Genomic DNA, 23,163 nt, shown 5'->3' with positions numbered 1-23,163 from the left:
GCGGGGACAACAGCATTTTTAAAAGTGAATCCAAGCAGCAGCTGCTAAGCCAACAAACATGGACGCCCCGACGCGCAGGAGTTGCAAGGCAGTTCCCTTAAAAGCCGCTTGAAGCTTGTTTGCATCTGCTCTGCTTTGCATCCAACCTTTGACTACGGCGTAGCCTGACGGAACCGTGAGTAAAACCAGTAAGGCCCATGGTGTTAACATTCCGAGGACAATCAAGGCGAGGATGATGATGTAGGTGATAACGTACACCCCAGCAAACAAGATTCGTCCGCCCTCAGGTCCGAGCAAAATGGCTATGGTCCGTCTCCCGCCCCGTTTGTCATGCTCGATGTCACGAATATTGTTTCCCAATAGGATGGCGCCAATCAACAGACCAATGGGCAGGGAAGCGACGACGGCTCTTGTAGTAATGTCCTGGGTCTCAATGTAGAATCCAATCAGGACGATGACAGGTCCCATTGCCACTGACGCGGCCAGTTCTCCGAAAGGAGTATAGGACAGCGGTTTAGGTCCTCCCGAATAAAAGTAGGCTACGGCGATGCAGACGCTGCCGAGCAACGCGATCCACCAAGTCGTCTGTGAGCAAATGTACGCCCCCAGCACAACACTTATCAGAATAAATCCCCATGCTAGCGCCAAAACGGTTCTCGGACGGACGCCGTCGCGTACAATCGCACCTGCAATCCCGGTCATTTTGTCGTTATCCAGACCGCGCCGAAAGTCAAAATACTCATTGAAAATGTTTGTTGCAGATTGAATCAAAATAGCTGCCAAAAGAAAACTGATGAAAAGTCCGGGATGGAAAGATGATTTCGTAAATGCCAGCCCTGTTCCAATCAGAACCGGAACGACGGCTGCAACGAGCGTGTACGGCCGCAACAACCGCCACAGGATGTGTAATCGATGCCGAAGGGTCACTGTTTCTACGCCTCTCTATGACGAATTTACATAATTAGGATATGGGCGGGTTCAAAACGCTACCCCCTCATGTCTCTGACAAGATACTATCAAATAATGTAGAAAGACGGCAATAACAAAGCCATGGAAGAAAGCCAAACTATAGAAATTGAGGGGATGAAATGCACAGAGTGCCGAAACATTCTCCAGACAAGTTTCCTCATTGCAATGGATGTTTGCTATACTGGATGTGGTCTTTTTCTGTCCAGCACAACAGACAAGCTGGATGTGCACCATCTTGAATTGGAGGAATGAAACATGCCTGTACAGTGGGAGATAGTTAAAGAATATGAAGATATTATCTATGAGCGCGCACAAGGTATCGCACGTGTGACGATTAACCGTCCGGAGGTACATAACGCATTTCGTCCGACGACGGTAAAAGAAATGATTGACGCATTTGAGCACATTCGAGACGATGAGACAACCGGTGTTGTCCTTTTGACTGGAGCCGGGGACAAAGCGTTTTGCTCGGGCGGAGACCAGCGCGTTCGCGGTCATGGAGGCTATGTCGGCGAAGACACCATTCCGCGTCTGAACGTATTGGACCTGCAACGACAAATTCGTGCCTTGCCTAAACCCGTAATAGCGGTAGTGAAGGGATACGCAATTGGCGGCGGCCACGTTCTGCACGTGGTCTGTGACATGACCATTGCAGCGGATAATGCCATTTTCGGACAAACAGGTCCGAAAGTAGGAAGCTTTGACGCCGGCTACGGGTCCACCCTGTTGGGACGGCAGGTAGGCATGAAAAAGGCAAAGGAAATCTGGTTCATGTGCAGACAATACAACGCACAGGAAGCATTGGAGATGGGTCTTGTAAACACAGTTGCACCGTTGGCTGAAGTGGACGAGACTGCGATTCAGTGGTCAAAAGAAATTCTTGAGAAGAGTCCAATTGCACTTCGTTTCATAAAAATGGCTTTCAATGCGGATACAGACGGGTATGCTGGTCTGCAGCAAATGGCCGGTGATGCAACGATGCTTTATTACATGAGTGAGGAAGCGCGTGAAGGCAAGGAAGCATTTCTGGAAAAGAGAAAACCGGACTTTTCAAAGTTCCGCAGACTGCCTTAAGCTTTGCATATGGATAAGAGACACAGATGACGGGGGATACGATTGTGGAAGCACCGGCAACATGGATTCCAGATTGGCTGCACCAACGGAAGCTGACACATCCGGATGTTGCGGCTCTGTCCACTCCGTCCGGCACCTTTAGTTACCGGGAATTGCATGAGCTTGCGACTGGGATGGCAGGCGCTTTGCGCCAACGCAAGGTCACAGGACGAGTTGGTGTCTTAGCGAAGGATGGGCACTTATATGCACTTTCGGTACATGCGCTGATTCAAGCACAGTTGACGATTACACCGCTCAACTGGCGTTTACGTGTTCCAGAGTTGGCGTGGCAGCTCCAGGATGCAAAAGTGTCCTGGTTGCTGCATGATACTGAGAAAGCAGCGGAAGCCAGGGAACTGCAGAAACACGTCGCGGGACTGCAGTTGATAAACTTGGCTGAGATGTCTCCGGTCAACCCGGGGACGCAGAATACGCATATCAATTTGAATCACGTTCATGCCGTCATTTATACCTCCGGAACCACTGGTAGGCCGAAAGGTGCGCAACTGACTTTCGGAAACGAGTGGTGGTCGGCTGTGGGGGCTGCGTTGCAGCTTGGAACTGTGCCTGGGGACAAATGGCTCGTTCCCATGCCCCTGTTTCACGTCGGCGGAATGTCAGTACTGCTGCGTTGTTTGATTTATGGCGCGACTGCGGTGATTCATAATGGGTTTGATGCTGCTCTTGTCAACGAGGCAATTGACAATGAGGGGATATCCCTTGTTTCCGTCGTTCCAACGATGTTACAACGCATGTTTGATGAGCACGGTGAGAGTGGGTATCCATCCTCGCTGCGGGCAGTCCTGTTGGGAGGAAGTGCCGCCTCTAAAGGCTTGCTCGAGCGTGCGCAAGAACTTGGTGTTCCGGTTGCTCAGAGTTACGGACTCACGGAGACGTCCTCACAAGTGTGTACTTTGTCGCCAGCAGACGGTCTGAAGAAAATTGGATCGTCAGGACTGCCGTCGGTGATGAATGAAGTCATCATTGTCAATCCACAAGCGCGACAAGATGGCCGAGACCCCATGGCGGCTCAGAGACCGCCCCTTGAACCTGGCGAAATCGTCGTTCGCGGACCCTCGGTTTTTGGAGGTTACTTAAACCGTCCTGAAGAGACGAGGGCTGCCATTTCCGGCGATTGGTTGTGGACGGGAGACGTAGGGTATCAGGACAGTGACGGATATTTGTACGTGCTTGACAGACGCAAGGATATGATTGTCTCCGGCGGTGAAAACATCTATCCTGCTGAAATTGAATCAGTGCTCGAAAAACACGAGAACATTGCTGAAGCTGCGGTGGTTGGCGTCACGGACCAGGACTGGGGACAGGTACCGCTTGCAGTGATTGTCCCTTGCGGGAAAGCCGTCAGCACTTCGGAATTGCAAGACTACTGTCGGAAGCAACTGGCTGGGTATAAGGTTCCGAAAGACTTTATTGAGATTGAACACCTGCCGCGAAATGCGTCAGGGAAACTATTGCGAAGGATCTTACAGGAATGGTTGGAGAAGGACTGGCAAACAACAAAACACTGACAGTTGATGTGACACTGTTTAAGGAAACACTGGCAGAACACATAAGACGTGCTTTTCATAAATATCCGGGACAGCTAAAGAATGTTGTCGTGAGGGTCTCGATGCCTGCACTGGTGGACTTCGAGTGGCTTGCTGCGGCAGTCAGTGCGTCACCTCTGTCTGCTTGGGACTATGTGTGGTATGCCCCTGAGCAGGAGATACTCTTGGCTGGATTTGGGGTCTCCGACGAGATCACTGCGTCGGGTGACGGCCGATTCGAAGACATACGAGAACAGATGAGCGGATACCATCTCGAACAAAGTGACACAGGGAACGAGTTTGTGCCTCCGTTGTGGTTTGGGGGCTATTCTTTTGATCCCAATCGCAGGGGAGCACCTTGGTTAGACTGGCCGGATGCTCGGTTTATTTTGCCTCGGTGGCAGTTTCGTGCCGGTCGGGAGCAAACTGTGACGTTTCAAACGCGACTGGACGAGGGTATTGATATCGAAGCGGTGGTGCAGGAGGCTGTCAGTGACCTCACAGCTTGGCTTACACCACAGGAGCAGCACACGGACGCATTTTCGCCCTTTTTGCAATCAACTCGGTTGTCACCCATTGGAAAGGATGATTTGAGCCAAGGGTACGAGCAGTGGCGAGATGCTGTCGAGGCAACAGCACGTGAAATCGGGAATATGGAATACCGCAAGGCTGTTTTGGCCCGATGCATGGAAATTCCGCTGGAATCAGGTGCAAACCTGGCTCTCGCTCTGCGCCAGTTGGTCACAAGCTATCCGCAGAGCGTAACCTTTGCACTGCGTCAAGGAGAACAAGTGTTTCTTGGTGCAAGTCCGGAGCGCCTTGTGCGAGTCATGAACCGGGAAGTTCACGTGGATTGTCTGGCAGGCAGTATTCGCCGAGGTGATACGGCGGACGAGGATACGGAAATGGGGCGTCAGTTGCTCGAGAGTGACAAGGATAGGCATGAGCACGCCGTCGTTGTAGACTATGTCGTCACATCCATAGCTGACAAAATCAGTGAGTTAGATGTCGCGAGTCAGCCCATCCTGCGCAGACTTGCTAATGTACAGCACTTATACACTCCTGTACGGGGCCAACTTGACAACGGAGACGTGTTGCAACTGGTGGAACGGCTGCATCCGACTCCGGCTGTTGCAGGTGACCCTCGTCCAACCGCATTGTCAGTCATCCAAAAAAGAGAACAGACCGTACGCGGTTGGTATGCGGGTGCGGTTGGGTTTGTCTCGGCGAGCGGTGACGGTGAATTTGTAGTTGCCCTGAGGTCAGGTCTGCTCGAGCCGGGACGCGGGTACCTGTTTGCTGGAGCAGGGATTATGGCAGAGTCGACTCCGGAAAAGGAATGGCAGGAAACAAAGCTGAAGCTACGCCCGATGCAGACAGCGTTACAACATTCACACATTGGGGGCAAGACGGATGGCTGAGAATGAGCACTTGGCACTCGTAGGCGCGTTTGTGGAACAGCTCTATCATGCGGGGGTGAGGGATGTGTGTATCTCTCCAGGATCGCGATCGACCCCGTTCACCATGGCCTTTGCACGCCATGGAAAATTTTCTATTTGGTCCATTTTAGATGAACGGTCGTCCGGCTTCTTTGCCGTTGGACTGGCGCGTGCCAAGCTGCAGCCAGTAGCACTTGTTTGCACCTCTGGAACCGCTGTCGGAAATTACTTGCCGGCTGTGATGGAGGCCCACAACGCTCGCTTGCCGCTGCTGCTCTTGACGGGGGACCGCCCGCCGGAGCTATATGACAGCGGTGCCAATCAGACCAGCTTTCAGCGGGGAATCTTAGCTCCTTTTGTAAAGTGGGAACACCAAATGCCTGTCCCAAAATTGACTGATGTCTTGAGGCGCCACGCGCGGGCTGCTGCAGTCCGGGCCGCTGCCGTTTGTGCTGCAGTACCTGCTGGTCCGGTACACGTTAACTGGCCGTTTCGCGAGCCCCTGATTATCCCGACAGAAACAGATGCGGCGGCGAGTGCATCTGCTTCTGTCGAGCAGCACTCACACTTCTCCGAAATTCGCGTCTGGCCCTCGCAGCCCAAAATCTCCGAAACCCAAATGACGCAGTTACATCAGGAATTCCATCAATATGAGCGCGGCGTCATTGTTTGCGGAGCTATGCACCAGGAAGAGAGTGCGCAAGCTGTCGTGAATCTTGCCTCAAGTCTTGGCTGGCCCGTCATTGCCGACCCATTGTCCCACCTCCGTACTGGTAATCATCGTAAAGAAAAGGTTATCAATACGGCAGATCTTTTGCTTCGTTCGCTTGAATTTCAAGCTGCCATGATGCCGGAGCTGATTCTCAGGTTCGGAGCCGCACCGACGTCAAAGGCACTGCTGCAATATATTGAAAGACACGCCGCATGCCGGCAGGCGGTTGTTGATGCAAATCCGCTGTGGCGCGATCCCGTTTTCACAACAACAGATGTGATCCAAGCGGACCCGGTCGACTTTTGCAATGAATTGGCAGCCTTGGCGGCGGGAACCAACCAGATGCGCTCTACGTGGCTTGAGCAGTGGCAGGCGCTGAACGACGCAGCAAATGACCTGTTGCAAAAAGCGGGTGCAGAGGAGTTTTGGTACGAGGGTCAACTGGTACCGGAACTCGTTGAGGCTTTGCCGCAAAGAGCCAATGTCTTTATCGGAAACAGCATGCCTATTCGCGATTTTGACTCGTTTTTGGCATTGACACAGAAGTCGTTGAAACTGTTTGCGAACCGCGGCGTCAGCGGCATTGATGGAGTGGTTTCATCGGCCTTAGGTGTAGCAGCCGCCAATCCCGCGGAGCCAACGGTCCTTGTCATTGGGGACGTTTCCTTCTACCATGACTTAAATGCCCTTTTGGCAGCTCAGAGAAACGATATCGATTTGCTGGTGGTTGTAGTAAACAATAACGGCGGCGGTATCTTTTCATTTCTTCCTCAGGCAGAGTATGAGGATACTTTTTACCATTTTCGCACACCACATGGCGTGAATTACTCGGGCACAGAACAGCTTTACGGGGCAAAATACAGTACGGCCTCCAGTTGGACTGAGTTTCGCACTGAAATGGATTCCCTTGTTCGGGAATCTGGGCTTCGAGTGCTGGAACTGCAATTTGACACAGATGACAACGTTCTGAAACATAAGGAAATTGTGGAGCGGATTGTCAAGGGTGTTGAGGCGCTGCTATGAAAGAGGAGATGCTTGATGTCAGAGGTGTCCGTTACCGTGTTTTGACGGCGGGGAGCGGTTTTCCGGTACTTTTGCTTCACGGTTTTACGGGGAGTGCGGGAGTTTGGCGGCCAGTTATGGAGAATAACGCTCAATTTCTGTGGATTGCTCCAGACCTGTTGGGTCATGGTCAAACAGATGCACCGATGCAAGCATCACGCTATACTATAGACCAGCAAATTGCAGACTTGATGGACATTGTGCGTCAGTTGGGCTTTGCCGCGTTTGCTTGCTTAGGCTATTCCATGGGTGGTAGAGTTGCTCTTGGTCTGAGTCTGCATTATAGTCAACATGTTAAAGCGATTGTTCTCGAAAGCAGTTCGCCGGGACTTGCGTCCGAGGAGGAGCGCCAGACACGTATCGCACGAGACGAAGAGCTGGCCAATCGCATTGAAGCTATAGGTGTCAAATCGTTTGTTCGAGAGTGGGAGCGCATCCCCCTGTTTGCAACACAGAGCAGGTTAACTGAGGCGACCCTACAACAACAGCGTGACATTCGTTTGCAGCAGATACCTCGTGGTTTGGCAAATAGCCTACGGGGTATGGGTACTGGGGTACAGCCTTCGTACTGGCTGGGGATAAGTGAAATGCAGGTCCCAGTCCTGCTTGTAACAGGTGAGGAAGACAACAAGTTTTCCAAGATAGCGGAGCGAATGACAGCCATCATGCAAAGTAGCGAGCACATCTCTATCCGTGACGCGGGACACACAGTGCATTTGGAACAACCTTCTCTTTTCTGGAATGCTGTATTTACATTTTTACGGTCTCGATGCAGATGACTTGTATTGAGATGACGATATGCTTCAAACGAAGGAGGCACCATCATGGGTTGGAGGACGAGCGCAATTTCGGCCGCCGCGTTGACGCTGCTTGTGACAGGATGTGGCGCGGCTGGAGCCACAAACACCAGTAACGGGGGCGTTGCGGGACAGAGCGGTGTTGGAACAGCGGGAAATCTGACTTCGGGATCGCCTGCTTCAGGCAGTGGTACAGGGTCAAGTAATGCCACTCAGGCCAGCACTTCGATTCCGGTAGCAAATTACTCGCCCCTCGTGGGGAAATCGGCACCAGCCTTTACGGTGAAACCGCTGAATGGAAAATCAAGCGTTGATTTAAAGAGTCTGCTGAAAAAGGGGGAGCCCCTCTTGGTCAACGCTTTTGCCTCATGGTGCCCTCCGTGTAATATGGAAGCACCGGATTTGGTGAACTTGGCCAATAAGTACAAGGGAAAGGTTCAGGTTATTGGGTTGGATATGACCTCTCAAGACACCATGTCTGGATTGAAGAAGTTTGTTAAGGAACACAAGATTGACTATCCTGTGCTGCTGGACACAAAGAATCAGTTTGAGAAGAAATACGGTGTTACGGCATATCCTTCCACATTTGCTATCAGTCCTTCAGGGAAGGTAATCCTGTTCCACCTCGGGTATATGACGAAGCAGGACATGAACACGATTGCACAGAAGCTTGAGCATTCATCATAAGCGCATGCCAGATACAGCAGAAGAGGGTAACGTCGCAACCGACGCTACCCTCTTGTGCTTCTTATGCAGTTGTCATGTGTTCTTAGTTTCCGCCGCTGGCTTTTTGTTTTACGAGCCAATTCACGACCTGCTGTACCTGTGCTGTACTTTGGAGATTTCCGTTTTTCGGCATTCCGCCTTTCGGATTCTCAACAAAGTGCGTCAACTGTGCCGTGTTCCAGTACTTGCCGATGGCGTAGATAGGAGGACCGAAGGCACCTTCCCCCTTATTGCCGTGACAGGATGCACACGTCTTCTCGAACAGCTTGTAACCGGGCATGCTCGTGTCTGTGAACTTAATCTTCGACGCAGGGATTTTTGCTACTGTCGGCAGACTGGAGCTCCCAGCCCCATTGCTTGATGAACTCCCGGCCTGACCCGCTGAACTTGAAGTGCTGTTGCCGGTTGATTTGACTGAAGTCAGAATCTTATTGTCTTTACTGATATCCTTGTGTGTGACATTATTGGGCAAAGCTTGATAGCCGACCGTCCAAAATACAATGCCAACAACGAGACCTAATAAAACTACTAAAATACCGATGGGTGACATCTTCATAGACATATCCTCCAATCAACAGCGGGCCACTTCTTAAAAGTATAGACGCATCAACTGGGGTATGCATAGGGCTTGGTAACTCAGTAGTTTAAAATTTCGTGTCGCTTTTAAAAATTACGTTGTAAAATTTAGACACGTTCAAAAGTAGAGGGATTTCCCATGAATTTTCAGCCAGGTTTGTGCCGCCTTATACTCAGGAAGTGCTTGCGACACCAAGGTCCAAAAGCGTTTCGAGTGGTTCATCTCCCAGAGGTGGCACAGTTCATGAACGACGACGTAGTCTTGAACAGATTCAGGAGCGCAAATTAAGCGCCAGTTGAAGTTAAGGTTTCCTTTTGTACTGCAACTGCCCCATCGTGATGAAACGTCTTTAATTCGAATTTTGGCGTAGGATGCACCTAACCGTTTGGCCCAGCTCTCAACGCGGTGCGGTAGACGTTCCCGTGCTTCGTACTTGAACCATTCGGTCACATACAGTTTTAATTCGTGTTCAGACGACTGCGGAACGCTGATGTGGAGTCGGTGTCCGTCGTATTTCATAGAGGCGTTTCTGAACGAATCGCGCCGATGCAGATTCAGCACGAGCGGGTTTCCTTGGTATAATAGATGCCGTCGCCAGCCGTCGTCATCCTGTGCTTCTGAACCATGTTGACTTGATTGCCGTTCCTCTATTGCGGACAGAATCCAGTTGTTGTGCTTTTGCAGGGCCTTCTCAATTTCTTCTGTAGAAGCGGTGTGTGGAGCTTGTACCACAATTTCGGTTTCCAGAACTTTAATGGTGATGGTCTTTCGTCGGCGTGTGCTCGTTTGTACACGAACGGGGAAGCCTTTAAATGATTGGATAGTGAGTTTGTTACGGTTCTTTGAAGAATGCACAGGAACACATCCAAATCGGTATGGTAGAAAATCCTTCATGTATACTCAAGTATACATCAAAATTTATTCGTAGGGGCGTTGTCGATTGTTACATATGGCTACATGGGAAGGTGCTTGGCGTGTCCTTCTCATTATCTTGGTTCTTGGTCTGTTTGCGACGAAACTTACGGAAAAACCGCGTATTCCCGACGTTGCAGCGTTTCTCATTGTGGGCTTGCTCGTTGGGCCCTATGTTTTTAATTGGATCTCGGAGCCAGGCGGTTCTAATGTCAATCAATTTATTCTTCGTGTCGGCGCAGCTCTGATTTTGTTCGATGGCGGATTGTCTGTAGAGCTGTCCATTTTGAAGAAAGTCTGGATAAGTATCACGATGCTAGCTACAGTCGGTGTCGTCGTGTCTGCAGCGGTGGTGGGCGTTGTCGCACACTATGCTTTTCATCTCCCGTGGCTCTTTTCTCTGTTGATGGCCGGTGTGATTGCGTCGACCGATCCTGCTACTCTCATCCCGGTTTTTAAACGGATCTCGGTATGGCCGCGTTTGAGACAGACGGTAGAGTCGGAATCTGCATTTAATGACGCAACGGCGTCTGTCATCGTCTTTACATTAATCGGTATCGTGAAATCTCATGCACAAATCACCTTGTGGGGCCCTGTTGGAACATTCTTTCAGGAGTCGCTGGTTGGGATTGCAGTCGGCGTCGTTCTGGGCCTTCTGTCTTTGTGGACAGTATCCAGAAAGGGTTTGGGTTTGTTTCACGAATTCGGTTCAATTGTCTTGTTGACAGCAGCCTTGGGTGCGTTTCAGTTGGCGGACCTCCTTCACGGAAGCGGTTATATGGCAGCTTTTGCCGCCGGCGTGATTGCAGGAAACGGAGATTCCTTCGGGTGGCCGTTCGCAAAATATACACAAGACAATGTTCATCACTTTGGCAACGGAGTCACGCTGATTTTCCGGATGCTGATTTTTGTCCTCCTTGGCACTCAAGTGGATTTTGGCGTTGTCTTCAGTAAACTGGGACTTGGACTCATTGTTGTGGCTGTCCTAATGGTGGTGGCTCGTCCATTGACTGTACTGGTATCTGTGCTCATAGATGTCAACGCCAAATGGAGTTGGCGAGAAATCTTCTTCATGTTCTGGGTCAGAGAAACGGGCGTCATTCCAGCAGCGTTGTCTGGCATTATTGTTGCAGCCGGCATCCCCGGCGGAAATATCATTGCGGCTGTGACGTTTATGGCAATTTTAATTACAATTTTACTCCAGGCCAGTACCACCGGATTTGTTGCAAAAAAATTACGACTTCTCCTTGAATCGGAAGAGGAGGATATTTAGAAACTGTGAGGAATTAATTAACTATTCCTGTATCGGACGTTTCTGGATGTCCATGTTGGAGGGGTAGAGTTGTTTGACCAATCAATACAGTCAAAACTGATACAAGTCATAGACGAGTTGGAAAAGAAAGTTATAGGACAACGCCAAGTGATTCGACATACACTGGCTGCCATGCTGGCTGGGGGGCATATCCTTTTTGAAGATATTCCAGGTACAGGAAAAACGACGCTCGCTACGTCATTGGCGAGGGTGCTCGGGCTGGATTTTTCCCGAGTCCAGGCTACACCAGACCTGTTGCCAAGTGAACTGACGGGGACTATGGTGTTTCATCCAGGAAAAAACGAGTTCCAATTTAGGCAGGGACCTGTCTTTACACAATTGCTACTTGTGGATGAAATTAACAGAGCTACGCCAAGGACTCAATCTGCACTATTGGAAGCCATGGCAGAGCAAAGTGTGTCCGTTGATGGGACAAGCCATGTTCTGCGGCAGCCTTTTCTCGTCATGGCGACGGCAAATCCAATCGAATCACAGGGCGTGTTCCCACTTCCCGAAGCACAGTTAGACAGGTTTCTTGTTCGTTTGCAACTGGGTTACACAAATGAAGCGGATGAAATTGCGATGGTCGAGCGCATCAGGTTTGGAAATGGTTTCGAACTGCAGCCAATACTAAGCGGACCCGATGTCATCGAACTTCGCGATTTTACACGGAAAGTACACGTAGCTCCAGATGTTTTGCAGTACATTGTTCGGCTGTGCAGACAGACGCGAGAGCATGAGCAAGTCGAACTTGGTGCCAGCCCCCGAGCGGTGCTGGCGGTGACGGCATTTGCACAAGGATTAGCTGTGGTTGCGAGACGAGACTACGTCATTCCGGATGATGTCCAGGAGGCCCTGGTTCCTGTGTTGGACCATCGCTTGAAAACGTTCACCAAGTGGGCACGGGGTACGGACACAGGTGAGGTTGACGTCTTACAGGAAGTTCTAAAACAAGTCCCAGTGCCGACAGAATTTGCCGAGGTTAAGCACTGATGTTGGCTCTCTTTGGGCTGTGCCTGGTTGCGGGCGTCTGGGGTTTCCCGTATCTTTGGTTCGCAGTCGTTCGCAACAGGATTGAACTTCGTACGAGTTTTACACCTCGCTATGTCGTCGTTGGCGATGAGGTGAAGCTGGGCTTTACATTTAGTAACACATCGCTGCTCCCATGTCCACTGGTGGAGTTGTCAGTTGAATTGCCGCCAGGTTTATCGGCTAATGAGGATGGAACCGGACGGTTCATTCGTTTCAGAACTTTCGTCGGGGCGCGCCAGCAGATGGACGTGACTGTCACATGTTATGCTACCAGGCGGGGGTTACAACGAATGCAGTACTATCCTGTCTACCTGACCGTGAACGAGGGTTTCGGACTTCAATCGCTTTATTTGCAGAGAAGAGACGAATCCATGTTACGAATTATGCCTAAAATGCTTCCCGAGTTAGCTTTTCAGCCTGAGTTTCAATCCATTACTGGCGACATCGAGCGATTTCACTGGATGTACCAGGATGAGACCCGTCTTCGTGGAATTCGAGATTACCAACCTGGTGATCCGCTCAAATACATTGCCTGGACCGCTAGTGCATCTCAAGGCAAGTGGATGACCAAGGAGTTTTCTGCTTCCACTGACGTGTCTGTCTGTCTTATGCTCAATGCCCAGATGTTTGAAGACTACTGGATGGGAGTACGTCAAAATGAGTTTGATGCACTCTGCGAGATGCTCTTAACTGTTGCCGTGCAACTGCACGAAAAACGGTTTCAAGTTCGTTTCGTTACCAACGCAGCGTTGCTGCGTCGACTTCGCAGCGGTACCTTGGGCAACCTCTCTGCAGCATCAATTCGCGCTGTGCTCGGAGAGGTTGATGCGATTGCAGTAGAATCCTTTACAAAGACTCTGATTCATCATGCAGCAGGGGAATCGGTTCAACAGTCGTTTCTTATTTTCACTTCTTACGAAGATGAGGAACTGCGAACCATCATGGACGAAGAAAGAAAAAAAGGAAGACTCATCAAGGTGTTTTACGGCCCTGACGCGAAAATCCACCCAACTGCTGAAAAACGGCCGGGAGGGAGCATTGCTCGGGAGGTGTACGGATGACTGACTTGAAACAAACCAGGATGTCGCGCCCGGTATTCTATTGACAGAGACCAGTAAGGTTCTGATTTTCGCATTTCTGGTTACCCAAGCGGTTGTTCCCGCGCTTGCTCTCTTCACCCTTGTCAGTACAAACACGACATCCCTTCAAGTGTTTGCTCAAGTGCTTATCGTCGCTGGGGTCGAAACACTGGCTGTGGTAATCTCGTATGCGTTGTGGCTGAACAGGGTCGGTGTACGGGTACCCCATGCTGTTGCAATCCTTTTACATCTGGTTCTGACGGCATATTGGTTTTGGACCCTAAAAGCCGATGGACTCCTGTACACGCTTGTAACAGGCTACATGGCTGTACTCTTTTGGCGAATTTACAACACAGAACGCGCTGAATCGCTTGCAGACTCCAATCGCGCTGCCTTCGTTGTTGACAGTGTAGGTGTATTTTTGTTGAGTGCATACTATTATGTGTGGGCCGTGCCGCTGGGAGGTGCACTTCCACGTGTCGTCAGTCCACTGTTTGCATTTCTTGTTCTGGGAGCGGTGTTGCTTCGCACCTATGCGCTATGGCGAGTGGAGAGGTTGACATTTAATACACGCGCCAGTATACCACCTTGGGTGGTGTGGGCTGTGTTTGCCGTCCCATTTCTGGTCGCTGTTTTACTTCACCATTCATTTTTCCGACTTTTGCAACTGGTCGGTTCCGGTATTGTTGCTGTGTTAGAGCCCCTGCTAGCGCATTTGCCGTTCCCTTCAATTCACCGTCACTTTGCTTTGCAAAGGCATCCCGGCTTAACTTCTCCTGTCATTAAGCTGCCACACAATCAGCCGCATCATGCGGTGATGCCGGCGTTGCTTTGGATCTATATCATTCTAATGGGTGCATTTATAGCAGGGGCGTTGTTTTGGGTGCTTCGTCGAAAAAAGCCTGCTGCAAAAGTAACTGTGACAGAGGAGACTCCGGAGCCGGAGATAGTTCGCTCATCCCTTCCTGGCAGCGGGAAGAAACTCTTTTTGCAGACAGACAACCCAGTTCGTTTGCAAGTACAACAATGGTTGCACAAACAACTAAAAAAAAGAGCGGATGTCAGCGAGACCATGTCTTTTCGCGGTATGGTTCAGCGCTCGCAAGAGCACAGTACACAATTAGAGCACTTGGTTGAGGTGTATGAACAAGAGCGGTATGGGCGGAATGGGAATGCGATGAAACGGTCACAGGAGCCATACTCTCATAAGCACCCGTGAACACGCAACCCGCAGATGTAAAATGGTCTCAGGCAGACCGTGAGATTCGTTCCAACCAGTGATATACTGGTATCTAATATGACTAACTACAATGTGCTGCAGAGGATTCTCAAAACGTGAAAACAAATAAGACGAAACTCTCATTTTCAAGATTTCTGCTGTTACTAAGTTTGGGACTGGTGGAATTCGTTCGCGGCGGATTCTTTATTGCGCTGTATCCTTTGTATGCGACCAATGTTTTGAAATTATCGGTCGCGTGGGTGGGGGTTATATTATCGTCGCATTATTTGGCGGAGACCCTCTGTAAGCCGCTTGCGGGCGTGATTTTAGATCGCTATCCAAGACGAAATGTCCTCGGCTTTGCTCTGGCTTTGGGACTTTTGGGCCTGCTTGCCACTGTTTCGGTAAAGTACCCTCTTCTTGGACTCATTGGCGCCATTATTTGGGGTGCTGGGGCGTCACCTATTTGGCTCGCGGTACTTGGAGCAGGCAAGGAGGACGGTGAACGCCAAGGGCGATGGATGAGTCGAGCCTATACCTTTTGGTTGATAGGTATTGGTCTTAGTATGTTGCTTGTGAATGTACTGATGCAGAACTACCTCTGGCTTGTTTTGACAATGCTTGTTGGTGTCTGGATCCTGGCAACCATTGCAGTGACTGGTACGGGACGTCGGACGATGGCGGGAGCTTCTCGCAAGAAGCAAGTGTGGGCGAAGGAGATGGCGTCATTTCTTCGGCGTCAGTGGTCCGTGTTCGGAGGCGTCTTGTTGCAGACCATGGCGGCTAGTATGTTGATACCCATACTTCCGCTGTTTGCGAGGAAAATCCTTGGCTTGTCCAATATTCAATACACCATTGCTTTGGCCGGAGGGGGAGGGTTTGCGGTTCTTGTCATGCTGTTGACAGGTCGGGTCGTCGATAGAGCGGGTCCGAGACGGTCCTTGGTTCTCGGATTTCTTTTGTGCGGGAGCGGCGTTGCACTCCTTGGCAATCATCCTCCATCCTCGATTGTGCTGATGCTGCTTATTTTAACTGTCTTGTCAATGGGGTATGGCCTGGTTTTACCGGCTTGGAACACGTTTGTTGCGACGATTATTCCTTCGGGTAGACAAGCCTCTGCTTGGGGACTTTATACTACAGCAGAAGGCGTTGGTGTCAGCGTCGGCCCGGCTTTTGGAGGAGTCATATCGGATGCTTACGGTCTTCCTGCAGCCTTTTTGGTAAGCGGCATTGTCCTGGCACTGCTGGGCGTGTTTTACGCGTTGCGCTTTTATTTTCAAGTTCAGTCGTGATTACTTTTCTATAGGACTGCATCGTGCTACAGTAGTCAATGCAGACCAAAAACGCATTAAAAATACGTGGGTGTACGCGTGACGGGAGGCGAACGAGGTGAAAGTACTACTTTTAACAGCCTCGTTTGGTGATGGGCATAATCAGGCCGCCTTTGCGGCAGCAGAAGCTTTGAAAAAGCGTAACATCAAAGTGCGTGTGGTGGATTACACGGAGTGGTTGAACCCTGCATTACGTTCATTTGCCAAATTTAGTTTAATTCAGGGGGTTCAACGAGCCCCGGTGCTTTACGGGCTTTTTTATCGGTCTATGTCGAAGTTGCAGTCGACTTCATCTTTACAGCGCCAGCTTAATCATTTGGGTATGGCACAAATGAAACGATATTTGCGGGCTTACGAACCGTCAGTTGTAGCGAGCACATTTCCAACTCCAACTGGAGTGATGTCAGAACTCCGAGAACAAGGATTTACACGTGTACCATCCGCAGCCATTCTAACGGATTACACGGCTCACGGGCAGTGGTTGCAGGACCATACTGACTTGTACTGCACACCAACGGACGCCGTAGCTTGCGAACTGGAGGCGCACAGTGTTCCTCAGGAGCGACTGGCCGTTACAGGCATTCCGATCCGCAGTCAGTTCTCACCTCAGAATTCGGCAGCAATGCTGCGTAAGCGGGTCTCACATCGCCGCGATGAACACTTTCGTTCCGATAAACCGCTGGTGTTGGTGATGGGCGGCGGCTCGGGGCTCCTTGGAGACGTTGCGGAGTGGATGGATGTGATGGAACATGTTAATCTGCAATTTTGTGTCATATGCGGGCGGAACGAACGTCTGTATCGGAGGCTTCAGCCGTTGGAATCCAATCGGGTTCGTATCTTGGGATACACCAATGAAGTAGATAAGTGGATGGCTATGGCGGACTTAATTGTCACTAAGCCAGGGGGTATCACTGTGACAGAAGCGTTAGCCATGGAACTGCCAATGTTGCTGTTAAAACCGATTCCCGGTCAAGAGGAGCAGAATGCAGCTTTCGCTCTGCATGCAGGGGTTGCGCGCTTGGCTAGTGATGTGAAGGCAGCAGGTGAATTTTTGCAAGGATTGACGGTGGCTCCTGAAACACTCAGCAATATGAGGGCAGCAACACGACGCATGAGCGTGCGTGGTGCCGCTGACACGATTGCAGATTTGCTGGTTGATCTAGGGGAACAGTACGAGTCTCGTCAGGACAAGGGTGCATGGGCCACCTGAGACGGGACTTTTAATATGGATTTAAATGAGTACTTTTAAAATCTTGTTAGTTACGTGAGATTCGGTTGGAATTTCGCAATTTCGCAGCAGTGGAGTGTCGTGAGTGCTTTGGATAACTATTATCATAGTTGCAGTCGTCTTGCTTTTCCTATACTCTGTTTTACCGAACATAGTAACTCGGCTCTTCCATTGGTTCGCAGTCGCTAGGGGTCCCTCTGTTTCAAGTGTTGCACTTACATTCGATGACGGACCTGACCCCGACTACACGCCGCGACTGTTGGATCAACTGCACGAGTACAATATCAAGGCAACTTTTTTTGTGTTAGGGGAAAAAGCACAAGCATATCCGGACTTGGTGCGGCGTATGCTTCGCGAGGGTCATGACGTTCAGATTCACGGGTGGAAACATCAGTTGGTCCCCATACTTGGTCCGCGTCAGACTGTGAGACAGTTTAAGGAAACCCAGTCTCTTCTCAAGCGTGAGTTTGGTGTTAGTGCTGTCTTGTATCGCCCCACATGGGGACTGTCCAACCTAGTGACGTTACTTACTTCCTTCAAGTCGGTTAAACTAGTTACGTGGTCCATCATGGTTGGAGACTGGCGGGTTACGCAGAGTGAGGTTTTGCAAGATAGAATTGTGCGTCATTTGCACAAGGGTGCAGTGATTGTGCTGCATGACAGCGACAAGACTGCCGGAGCTGAGGATAAAGCCCCAGAACAGGTCATATCATTAATAGAAGGACTGGCACAGACAGTCAGAGATAGAGGTTATCAATTTATAGTTTTTAAAGATTGGGTAAAATTCTAGATTTACGAGCGGTTCTGGGAGGAGAGTTATGGCACGGGGTAGCGTGATAGCTTGGCGTGTGTGGGAGGCTCTATTTAAGGTCTTTGCAGGCGTGAAGCCCATCCGGAAGACACAGGAGGACCTCTTTTTAGTAGCGGATCGCAGATACTTGGGGAGGTCGTTTACGATTGACGGCATCAAGGTGAAGCCGTTTGACAGAGTGCTAGAACTCCATATTAACAACGAATTGGTGATGGACATTTTAAAAGATCACCACAGTCTGATGGCGAGTACGGTCAAATTGCTGAGTGAAGCGCGAGACTCACTTCCTGCACTGGCAGAGTACGTGGAAAATGAAACTGGGAAGAACGTACGAGCTCTTTATGGTGTCACCTTTATTCACCGAGGTATCAGCAGACTCGGTTTCTCTTCCTTTCCAATCAGCAATCGTTTCATGCGAGAATTGTCCCGTTGGCATCTTCGCAAGCTGTTTGAAATGGTGAATCCCGGGGGGACCCAGGCTCTGACGAAGCATAGAGACGACTTTGTGCCGAGGGTTGTGGCTATCTCAAAGGACCATTTGCTGGAGCTTTATCACGCAGAGTGATATAGTTGAGGTCTCGTACATTACAAGGAGATAGAACGTTATGACCAGAGTTGCGCTGCTGACTGCGGGATTTGGCGATGGCCACGGGAAAGTCGCGCAGGCCTTGGAAGAGGCCTTTGCAGCTGTCACAAGTGTTGAAGTTCACACGTTTGATTTCTACCGCGGGGCGAGTGAGACCATGGCTGATTTCAGTGAATGGGTCTACGAATGGACAACGCGGTATACACCCGTTGTCTACGGCGCCAGTTATCGGTTGACGGCAGAATTCGGACCGGACCATCCGTTCTGGCGCCTTTTATCAGGCAACTCGTCCAAGCACATCCTCAAACAACTGCAGGACTACAATCCAGATATCATTCTTCAACTGTTTCCGGACCACAGTCTGCGAAAGCTTCCTTTTGATCGCTCCGACCGGCCTTTTATTGGAGCAGTGTTGACGGACTTTAGTGTGCATGGCAGGTGGTTTCATCGTAATATCGACGCATACTACATTCCTCACTTACTCCTGCGCGAGGGCGTCGAACGCTTTGCGTCGCAGGAGGCAGACGTCATTACTACGGGTATTCCCTTGCGAAAACAATTCGACCTCGCATATGGTGAGGAGAGCGAAGGAACAGACTCTGCTCTTCCCGTACAGGCGTATATTCTTGTTGCAACGGGCGGCAGAGGACTGTTTCCTGAGTTGAAAGAGACGATTTACTACTTACGTGAACACTGGCCCCAATCAGATGTTTATGTGCTATGCGGCCGAAACGTTTTGATGCGCCGAGAAGTTAGACAGTTGGGAAGAAAGGATAATGCGATACATGCACTTCCCTACTTGGAGAACGTGGCTGAATGGTACAAGCGTGCGGAGTTTGCTATCGTAAAATCAGGCGGGATTACCGTCGCTGAATGCTTGGCTTGTCACTGTCCAATGGTGCTGTATAAGCCGCAGCCAGGACAAGAGGCTGACAATGCTCAGTTTGTAGAAAGCCTTGGTGCTGCCAAAAGGGTGAATGACTTGTCCCAGTTGGCTGATGCTGTTTTAGAAATAAGAGAACCCGGTGTTCTTGAAAAAATGCGAGTGGCCTGTGACTACGCGGCTGTGTACAGGTCAGCAGAGGCTGTTGTCAAGCACGCTCTAAGCCGTGCTTGACATAGGGAAATAGAGAACCGCTAAAATGGAACAGTCTCAGCGTGACAAGAAGCTGAGACTGTTCTTTGTATCGCTCTTCATTCTTAAAGACAGAATGACAATCCATATCTCAGCGTGACAAGAAGCTGAGACCGTTCTTCTGCAGCTTGGCGCAGGTTCTTGACAAGCTCTACTCGCTGGCTCGCTTTAGTTCGTCATAGGTACCGTGAAAGTATAACAAAGGACGTTTTGTATCATCGATACCTGCGTTTTCGACCAGGCCTATTAGCAAATCGTGATCGCCGGCGGACACCTGGTTTACCACCTTGCACTCAAGAAATCCAAGGGTGTTATCGAGAACGGGAAGACCCAGCTTCTCAATGTGATGAGATATACCCTGAAACTTGTCTTTACTTTTCGACGCAAATTGATTCGACACATCCTGTTGATTGGCTGCCAGGAAATTAACGACAAACATAGGATTGTCTTTCAATATGTCGAGGGAATATGATTCCTTGTTAACGGAAATCAGGATGTACGGCGGATCTAATGAAACAGAGCAAAACGCCGTTACGGTAATACCCGTCTTTGTGTTTTCGTTAGCCAAAGTAACGACCGTAACACCGCTGGCGAAGTGCCCCAACGCGTGTTTGAATACATCTGCATGAACTGCCATGAAAAGCCTCCTCTCAGCTGATGCCAGCGCGACAGCTGTCACGCTTAACACCGTTCATTGTAACAGAGGGAGGCTCAATCACGAAATTCAAGTAGGTTACATAAGACTCACAACTCTATGAAACTGTTCAGCGCGTCAGAGGTATTTCTTTGACGCCGTCTTTTGGAATGATGAGGGCAGCCTCTGTTAGCTCTTGAATCTCTTCCGGAGTGTGACCAGGTGCGATTTCTCGGAGTACGAGACCCTCATCAGTCACATCCATGACCGCATAGTCCGTGATGATTCGCTGTACGACACCCTTACCCGTGAGCGGTAAAGCGCACTTCTTGAGAATCTTTGGCTCACGGCGCTTATTTACGTGGTCAGTTGTGACAATCACACGTTTGGCTCCGTGCACAAGGTCCATTGCGCCGCCCATGCCCTTAATCATCTTTCCGGGTATCATCCAATTTGCCAAGTCACCTGTTTCTGAGACTTCCATTGCGCCCAGAATGGCGACATCGATATGCCCTCCGCGTATCATTGCAAAGGATTCTGCGCTGCTGAAAAATGATGCTCCCGGAAGGATTGTAACGGTCTCTTTTCCGGCATTTATTAAATCAGGGTCTTCGTCACCTTCATATGGATAAGGTCCGGTTCCCAGCAATCCGTTTTCAGAGTGGAGTACGATATCAATGTCATCAGGAACGTAATTGGATACAAGTGTCGGCATCCCAATTCCCAAGTTCACATAAAACCCATCTTCGATTTCTAGAGCCGCCCGCTGGACAATCTGTTCTCTCGTCAACGGCATAATTTTCACACCTTTCGCATAAAAACTCTATGGTTCACGGCAGACAAAGCAAAACTCACGGGCGCGGCTTCGTGGTTCTGCGTTCAATCCTCTTGTCATAGGAATCACCAACGATGACTCGCTGTACATAAATTCCGGGGGTGTGGATGTAGTTCGCATCCAGTTCTCCCGGTTCGACGAGTTCTTCTACCTCCACAATGGTCGTCTTTCCAGCGGCAGCCATCATGGGATTGAAATTCTGAGCCGTTTCACGATAGATGACGTTGCCCAGTCTGTCCGCCTTCCAGCCTTTAATTAATGCAAAATCCCCAGTGATTCCGTGTTCCAGAACATACTCCTTATTGCCAAATTCTCGTGTTTCTTTACCTTCGGCAATCATTGTTCCAACGCCGGCAGGAGTGTAGAAGGCTGGGATTCCTGCTCCGCCAGCACGGACTCTTTCTGCCAGCGTACCTTGAGGGATAAGTTCAACTTCCAGTTCGCCGCTTAAGTATTGTTGTTCAAAGGTCTTGTTCTCTCCGACGTAAGAAGACATCATCTTCTTAATTTGATGCGTTTGCAGTAAGATGCCTAGTCCCCAATTGTCTACACCTGCATTGTTGCTGACGCAGATTAAGTCTTTCGTTCCTTGCTCATGCAGAGCCGCTATGAGCTTTTCTGGTATTCCTACTAGACCAAATCCGCCAACCAACAGTGTAGATCCATCTGGAATGTCTTTTACCGCCTCTGCAGCAGAAGCGAATACTTTGTTCACACTAGGTCCCCCTCTCAGAGTTGCGCTGTACTTGCTACCATTACCGCATAGTGGACGATATTTTGCAAGCGTTTTCCATAGTGACCGGGGGGTGTGTTAGCCATGTCTGTTGATGTGTTTTTGCAGGGTTTTGTTTGGAAAAGTGTGATGGATATCCACCGCTTTTTGAGGATATCCATCACTAGTTTCCGTTATGTTCTCATAATGTTCTAAAATTCCTATTGTGTGTTCTAAGAGACAGGCCTTATAATTTAACCTGAGTGTATTTGATGAGAAGGAGTCAGGCCTGTGAATCGAAGAGGACTTGGTGTTTTGTCTGTCTCAGCCCTATTTGTATCATTGACAACTGTCGGCGCGACCCATCAGTCACATTCAACCCGCAAAACACTTTCTAGTCAAAGACGGGGTATCGCAGTAACGACATCTGAATTGTTTGCACAGCTGCATTTGTCGTCCGAGATGTCCGGCAGCAGGAAAGAGCTTTCTCTAATTCAGCCTCTCAACCTGACCGCCGAGGCCGCAAGGAGAAACTCCTTATCAGATTTAACAAGTCGTTCAGCTACATTAGTCACTTTGCAGCAACAGACGAAGGCCGAGGTCTTGCAGGCACGAACCAAAGCGGCCATATCTCAACTTACCTTGAGCGCTGCGAAGCCGCCGCAAGGCGCCTCTTCTCCTCACTCTAAAATACATAGTACGGTTTCCCAACATGTGACAACTGCTACGAAGAAGCAAACCCTCCACAAGGCTACAGTCAAAGCGAATCTCCGGACAACAGTATCCAAAACGTCAACGTATCATCGGTCCGCCAATCCCGCAGGCAGAGATGTGCGGGCAGCTTCGATATCATTGCAATATGTGGGCGTTCCTTATAGATGGGGTGGAACTAGTCCAAGCGGGTTCGACTGTTCAGGTCTTGTACGGTACGTCTATGCGCGGGTTGGTATTTCGCTTCCACATTCAAGCTACGCGATGTTTAACGCAGGAAGCCCTGTGTCGCGTGGCAACTTAAGAGTAGGAGACCTGGTGTTTTTCAATACTGACGGCAGGGGTGCTTCTCATGTTGGGGTTTATGTTGGCGGCAATCGTTTTGTCAGTGCCGCAGGAAGCAGTGTCCGAGTGAGCGGTATTAGCGGGTACTGGGCACAGCATTACATAGGGGCCAGGCAACCGTAAAGCGCGGAGAACCTGGTCCTTTGTGTTGCCGAGGACAGCTTTCAGAATGAGGTCAATCCAGACTTAAGTCAAAGCGTGAAGCGACACATAGCCGACAGTGCCGACTACCAGTGCTGCCGATAAAACGACGGCAATTTTCTCGAACGCGCGCCACACCTGCACGAATGACTGAATTGGGTTTAAATTTCCTGTTTCTTTTTTCAATCTTATCACCTC

General features: G+C 50.0%; 23 protein-coding genes. 16 read left to right on the top strand and 7 right to left on the bottom strand.

The window, feature by feature from the left end:
- Window positions 1-18 precede the first annotated feature (18 nt).
- Window positions 19-927, bottom strand: a complete 909-nt coding sequence (locus tag GI364_RS14310; protein WP_198849941.1) for a 1,4-dihydroxy-2-naphthoate polyprenyltransferase — start codon at window positions 925-927, stop codon at window positions 19-21.
- A 297-nt stretch (window positions 928-1,224) separates the two neighbouring features.
- Between GI364_RS14310 and menB the strand changes: the two genes are divergently transcribed.
- Genes menB through GI364_RS14280 form a run of 6 tightly spaced genes read left to right on the top strand, consistent with a single transcriptional unit; the run spans window position 1,225 to window position 8,326 of the window.
- Window positions 1,225-2,043 (top strand): 1,4-dihydroxy-2-naphthoyl-CoA synthase, encoded by an 819-nt coding sequence (menB, locus tag GI364_RS14305; protein WP_198849940.1) that lies wholly within the window; start codon window positions 1,225-1,227, stop codon window positions 2,041-2,043.
- Between the two features lie 44 nt (window positions 2,044-2,087).
- Window positions 2,088-3,611, top strand: a complete 1,524-nt coding sequence (menE, locus tag GI364_RS14300) for an o-succinylbenzoate--CoA ligase (RefSeq protein ID WP_198849939.1) — start codon at window positions 2,088-2,090, stop codon at window positions 3,609-3,611.
- On the top strand, window positions 3,575-5,050 hold the full coding sequence (locus GI364_RS14295; protein ID WP_198849938.1) for an isochorismate synthase: 1,476 nt from the start codon (window positions 3,575-3,577) through the stop codon (window positions 5,048-5,050). The genes menE and GI364_RS14295 overlap by 37 nt, the downstream gene beginning before the upstream one ends.
- Window positions 5,043-6,803: a 2-succinyl-5-enolpyruvyl-6-hydroxy-3-cyclohexene-1-carboxylic-acid synthase gene (gene menD / locus GI364_RS14290; protein ID WP_198849937.1), complete on the top strand. Its 1,761-nt coding sequence runs from the start codon at window positions 5,043-5,045 to the stop codon at window positions 6,801-6,803. The genes GI364_RS14295 and menD overlap by 8 nt, the downstream gene beginning before the upstream one ends.
- Window positions 6,800-7,621 carry a 2-succinyl-6-hydroxy-2,4-cyclohexadiene-1-carboxylate synthase gene (gene menH, locus GI364_RS14285; protein ID WP_233095802.1) on the top strand — a complete coding sequence of 274 codons (822 nt, stop codon included), beginning with the start codon at window positions 6,800-6,802 and terminating at the stop codon, window positions 7,619-7,621. The genes menD and menH overlap by 4 nt, the downstream gene beginning before the upstream one ends.
- Before the next feature lie 45 nt (window positions 7,622-7,666).
- Window positions 7,667-8,326, top strand: coding sequence for a TlpA disulfide reductase family protein (locus tag GI364_RS14280; RefSeq protein ID WP_198849936.1), 660 nt, complete (start codon window positions 7,667-7,669; stop codon window positions 8,324-8,326).
- An 82-nt stretch (window positions 8,327-8,408) separates the two neighbouring features.
- Here the strand turns inward: GI364_RS14280 and GI364_RS14275 are convergent, their stop codons facing one another.
- Both GI364_RS14275 and GI364_RS14270 read right to left on the bottom strand, forming a co-directional pair.
- Window positions 8,409-8,921, bottom strand: coding sequence for a c-type cytochrome (locus GI364_RS14275; RefSeq protein ID WP_198849935.1), 513 nt, complete (start codon window positions 8,919-8,921; stop codon window positions 8,409-8,411).
- Window positions 8,922-9,059: 138 nt separating this feature from the next.
- The gene (locus GI364_RS14270; RefSeq protein ID WP_198849934.1) at window positions 9,060-9,797 is read right to left on the bottom strand and encodes a M48 family metallopeptidase; all 738 of its coding nucleotides are present in this window, start codon (window positions 9,795-9,797) and stop codon (window positions 9,060-9,062) included.
- Between the two features lie 94 nt (window positions 9,798-9,891).
- Here GI364_RS14270 and GI364_RS14265 point away from each other — a divergent pair, with 94 nt between their 5' ends.
- From GI364_RS14265 to GI364_RS14225, 9 genes are all read left to right on the top strand, one after another.
- Window positions 9,892-11,127 carry a cation:proton antiporter gene (locus GI364_RS14265; RefSeq protein ID WP_198854032.1) on the top strand — a complete coding sequence of 412 codons (1,236 nt, stop codon included), beginning with the start codon at window positions 9,892-9,894 and terminating at the stop codon, window positions 11,125-11,127.
- Between the two features lie 69 nt (window positions 11,128-11,196).
- Window positions 11,197-12,159 carry an AAA family ATPase gene (locus GI364_RS14260; RefSeq protein ID WP_198849933.1) on the top strand — a complete coding sequence of 321 codons (963 nt, stop codon included), beginning with the start codon at window positions 11,197-11,199 and terminating at the stop codon, window positions 12,157-12,159.
- Window positions 12,159-13,259, top strand: coding sequence for a DUF58 domain-containing protein (locus GI364_RS14255; protein WP_198849932.1), 1,101 nt, complete (start codon window positions 12,159-12,161; stop codon window positions 13,257-13,259). The genes GI364_RS14260 and GI364_RS14255 overlap by 1 nt, the downstream gene beginning before the upstream one ends.
- A 40-nt stretch (window positions 13,260-13,299) precedes the next feature.
- Window positions 13,300-14,496, top strand: a complete 1,197-nt coding sequence (locus tag GI364_RS14250) for a hypothetical protein (RefSeq protein ID WP_198849931.1) — start codon at window positions 13,300-13,302, stop codon at window positions 14,494-14,496.
- Between the two features lie 116 nt (window positions 14,497-14,612).
- A complete protein-coding gene (locus GI364_RS14245; protein WP_198849930.1) occupies window positions 14,613-15,788 on the top strand; it encodes an MFS transporter in 1,176 nt (391 codons plus the stop codon).
- Window positions 15,789-15,885: 97 nt separating this feature from the next.
- Window positions 15,886-17,037, top strand: coding sequence for an MGDG synthase family glycosyltransferase (locus tag GI364_RS14240; protein WP_198849929.1), 1,152 nt, complete (start codon window positions 15,886-15,888; stop codon window positions 17,035-17,037).
- Between the two features lie 103 nt (window positions 17,038-17,140).
- The gene (locus tag GI364_RS14235; RefSeq protein WP_233095801.1) at window positions 17,141-17,845 is read left to right on the top strand and encodes a polysaccharide deacetylase family protein; all 705 of its coding nucleotides are present in this window, start codon (window positions 17,141-17,143) and stop codon (window positions 17,843-17,845) included.
- A gap of 28 nt (window positions 17,846-17,873) precedes the next feature.
- Window positions 17,874-18,431: a YkoP family protein gene (locus GI364_RS14230; protein ID WP_198849928.1), complete on the top strand. Its 558-nt coding sequence runs from the start codon at window positions 17,874-17,876 to the stop codon at window positions 18,429-18,431.
- Between the two features lie 40 nt (window positions 18,432-18,471).
- Window positions 18,472-19,569 carry an MGDG synthase family glycosyltransferase gene (locus GI364_RS14225; RefSeq protein WP_198849927.1) on the top strand — a complete coding sequence of 366 codons (1,098 nt, stop codon included), beginning with the start codon at window positions 18,472-18,474 and terminating at the stop codon, window positions 19,567-19,569.
- 169 nt (window positions 19,570-19,738) lie between these two features.
- Here the strand turns inward: GI364_RS14225 and GI364_RS14220 are convergent, their stop codons facing one another.
- The 3 genes from GI364_RS14220 to GI364_RS14210 all read right to left on the bottom strand — a co-directional run bounded on the left by GI364_RS14220 (window position 19,739) and on the right by GI364_RS14210 (window position 21,771).
- Window positions 19,739-20,224 carry a flavin reductase family protein gene (locus GI364_RS14220; RefSeq protein ID WP_198849926.1) on the bottom strand — a complete coding sequence of 162 codons (486 nt, stop codon included), beginning with the start codon at window positions 20,222-20,224 and terminating at the stop codon, window positions 19,739-19,741.
- A gap of 127 nt (window positions 20,225-20,351) precedes the next feature.
- Window positions 20,352-21,017: a CoA transferase subunit B gene (locus tag GI364_RS14215; protein ID WP_198849925.1), complete on the bottom strand. Its 666-nt coding sequence runs from the start codon at window positions 21,015-21,017 to the stop codon at window positions 20,352-20,354.
- Between the two features lie 55 nt (window positions 21,018-21,072).
- Window positions 21,073-21,771: a CoA transferase subunit A gene (locus GI364_RS14210; protein ID WP_198849924.1), complete on the bottom strand. Its 699-nt coding sequence runs from the start codon at window positions 21,769-21,771 to the stop codon at window positions 21,073-21,075.
- Between the two features lie 288 nt (window positions 21,772-22,059).
- On the opposite strand from GI364_RS14210, the gene GI364_RS14205 reads away from it, so the two are divergent.
- Window positions 22,060-22,947, top strand: coding sequence for a C40 family peptidase (locus tag GI364_RS14205; protein ID WP_198849923.1), 888 nt, complete (start codon window positions 22,060-22,062; stop codon window positions 22,945-22,947).
- A gap of 63 nt (window positions 22,948-23,010) precedes the next feature.
- Here the strand turns inward: GI364_RS14205 and GI364_RS14200 are convergent, their stop codons facing one another.
- On the bottom strand, window positions 23,011-23,151 hold the full coding sequence (locus GI364_RS14200) for a hypothetical protein (RefSeq protein ID WP_198849922.1): 141 nt from the start codon (window positions 23,149-23,151) through the stop codon (window positions 23,011-23,013).
- Between the last annotated feature and the right edge of the window lie 12 nt (window positions 23,152-23,163).

The organism is Alicyclobacillus sp. SO9 (assembly GCF_016406125.1).
Classification (GTDB): Bacteria; Bacillota; Bacilli; order Alicyclobacillales; family Alicyclobacillaceae; genus SO9.
The sequence above is the reverse complement of the archived record's forward strand: the minus strand, read 5'-3'. Positions and strand labels throughout refer to the sequence as shown.

Excerpts from the sequence above, each read along its gene's own strand:
- menB (WP_198849940.1), top strand. The coding sequence starts at position 1,225 with ATGCCTGTACAGTGGGAGATAGTTAAAGAATATGAAGATATTATCTAT.
- GI364_RS14295 (WP_198849938.1), top strand. The coding sequence starts at position 3,575 with ATGGTTGGAGAAGGACTGGCAAACAACAAAACACTGACAGTTGATGTG.
- menD (WP_198849937.1), top strand. The coding sequence starts at position 5,043 with ATGGCTGAGAATGAGCACTTGGCACTCGTAGGCGCGTTTGTGGAACAG.
- menH (WP_233095802.1), top strand. The coding sequence starts at position 6,800 with ATGAAAGAGGAGATGCTTGATGTCAGAGGTGTCCGTTACCGTGTTTTG.
- GI364_RS14280 (WP_198849936.1), top strand. The coding sequence starts at position 7,667 with ATGGGTTGGAGGACGAGCGCAATTTCGGCCGCCGCGTTGACGCTGCTT.
- GI364_RS14275 (WP_198849935.1), bottom strand. The coding sequence starts at position 8,921 with ATGAAGATGTCACCCATCGGTATTTTAGTAGTTTTATTAGGTCTCGTT.
- GI364_RS14265 (WP_198854032.1), top strand. The coding sequence starts at position 9,892 with ATGGCTACATGGGAAGGTGCTTGGCGTGTCCTTCTCATTATCTTGGTT.
- GI364_RS14255 (WP_198849932.1), top strand. The coding sequence starts at position 12,159 with ATGTTGGCTCTCTTTGGGCTGTGCCTGGTTGCGGGCGTCTGGGGTTTC.
- GI364_RS14230 (WP_198849928.1), top strand. The coding sequence starts at position 17,874 with ATGGCACGGGGTAGCGTGATAGCTTGGCGTGTGTGGGAGGCTCTATTT.
- GI364_RS14225 (WP_198849927.1), top strand. The coding sequence starts at position 18,472 with ATGACCAGAGTTGCGCTGCTGACTGCGGGATTTGGCGATGGCCACGGG.
- GI364_RS14220 (WP_198849926.1), bottom strand. The coding sequence starts at position 20,224 with ATGGCAGTTCATGCAGATGTATTCAAACACGCGTTGGGGCACTTCGCC.
- GI364_RS14215 (WP_198849925.1), bottom strand. The coding sequence starts at position 21,017 with ATGCCGTTGACGAGAGAACAGATTGTCCAGCGGGCGGCTCTAGAAATC.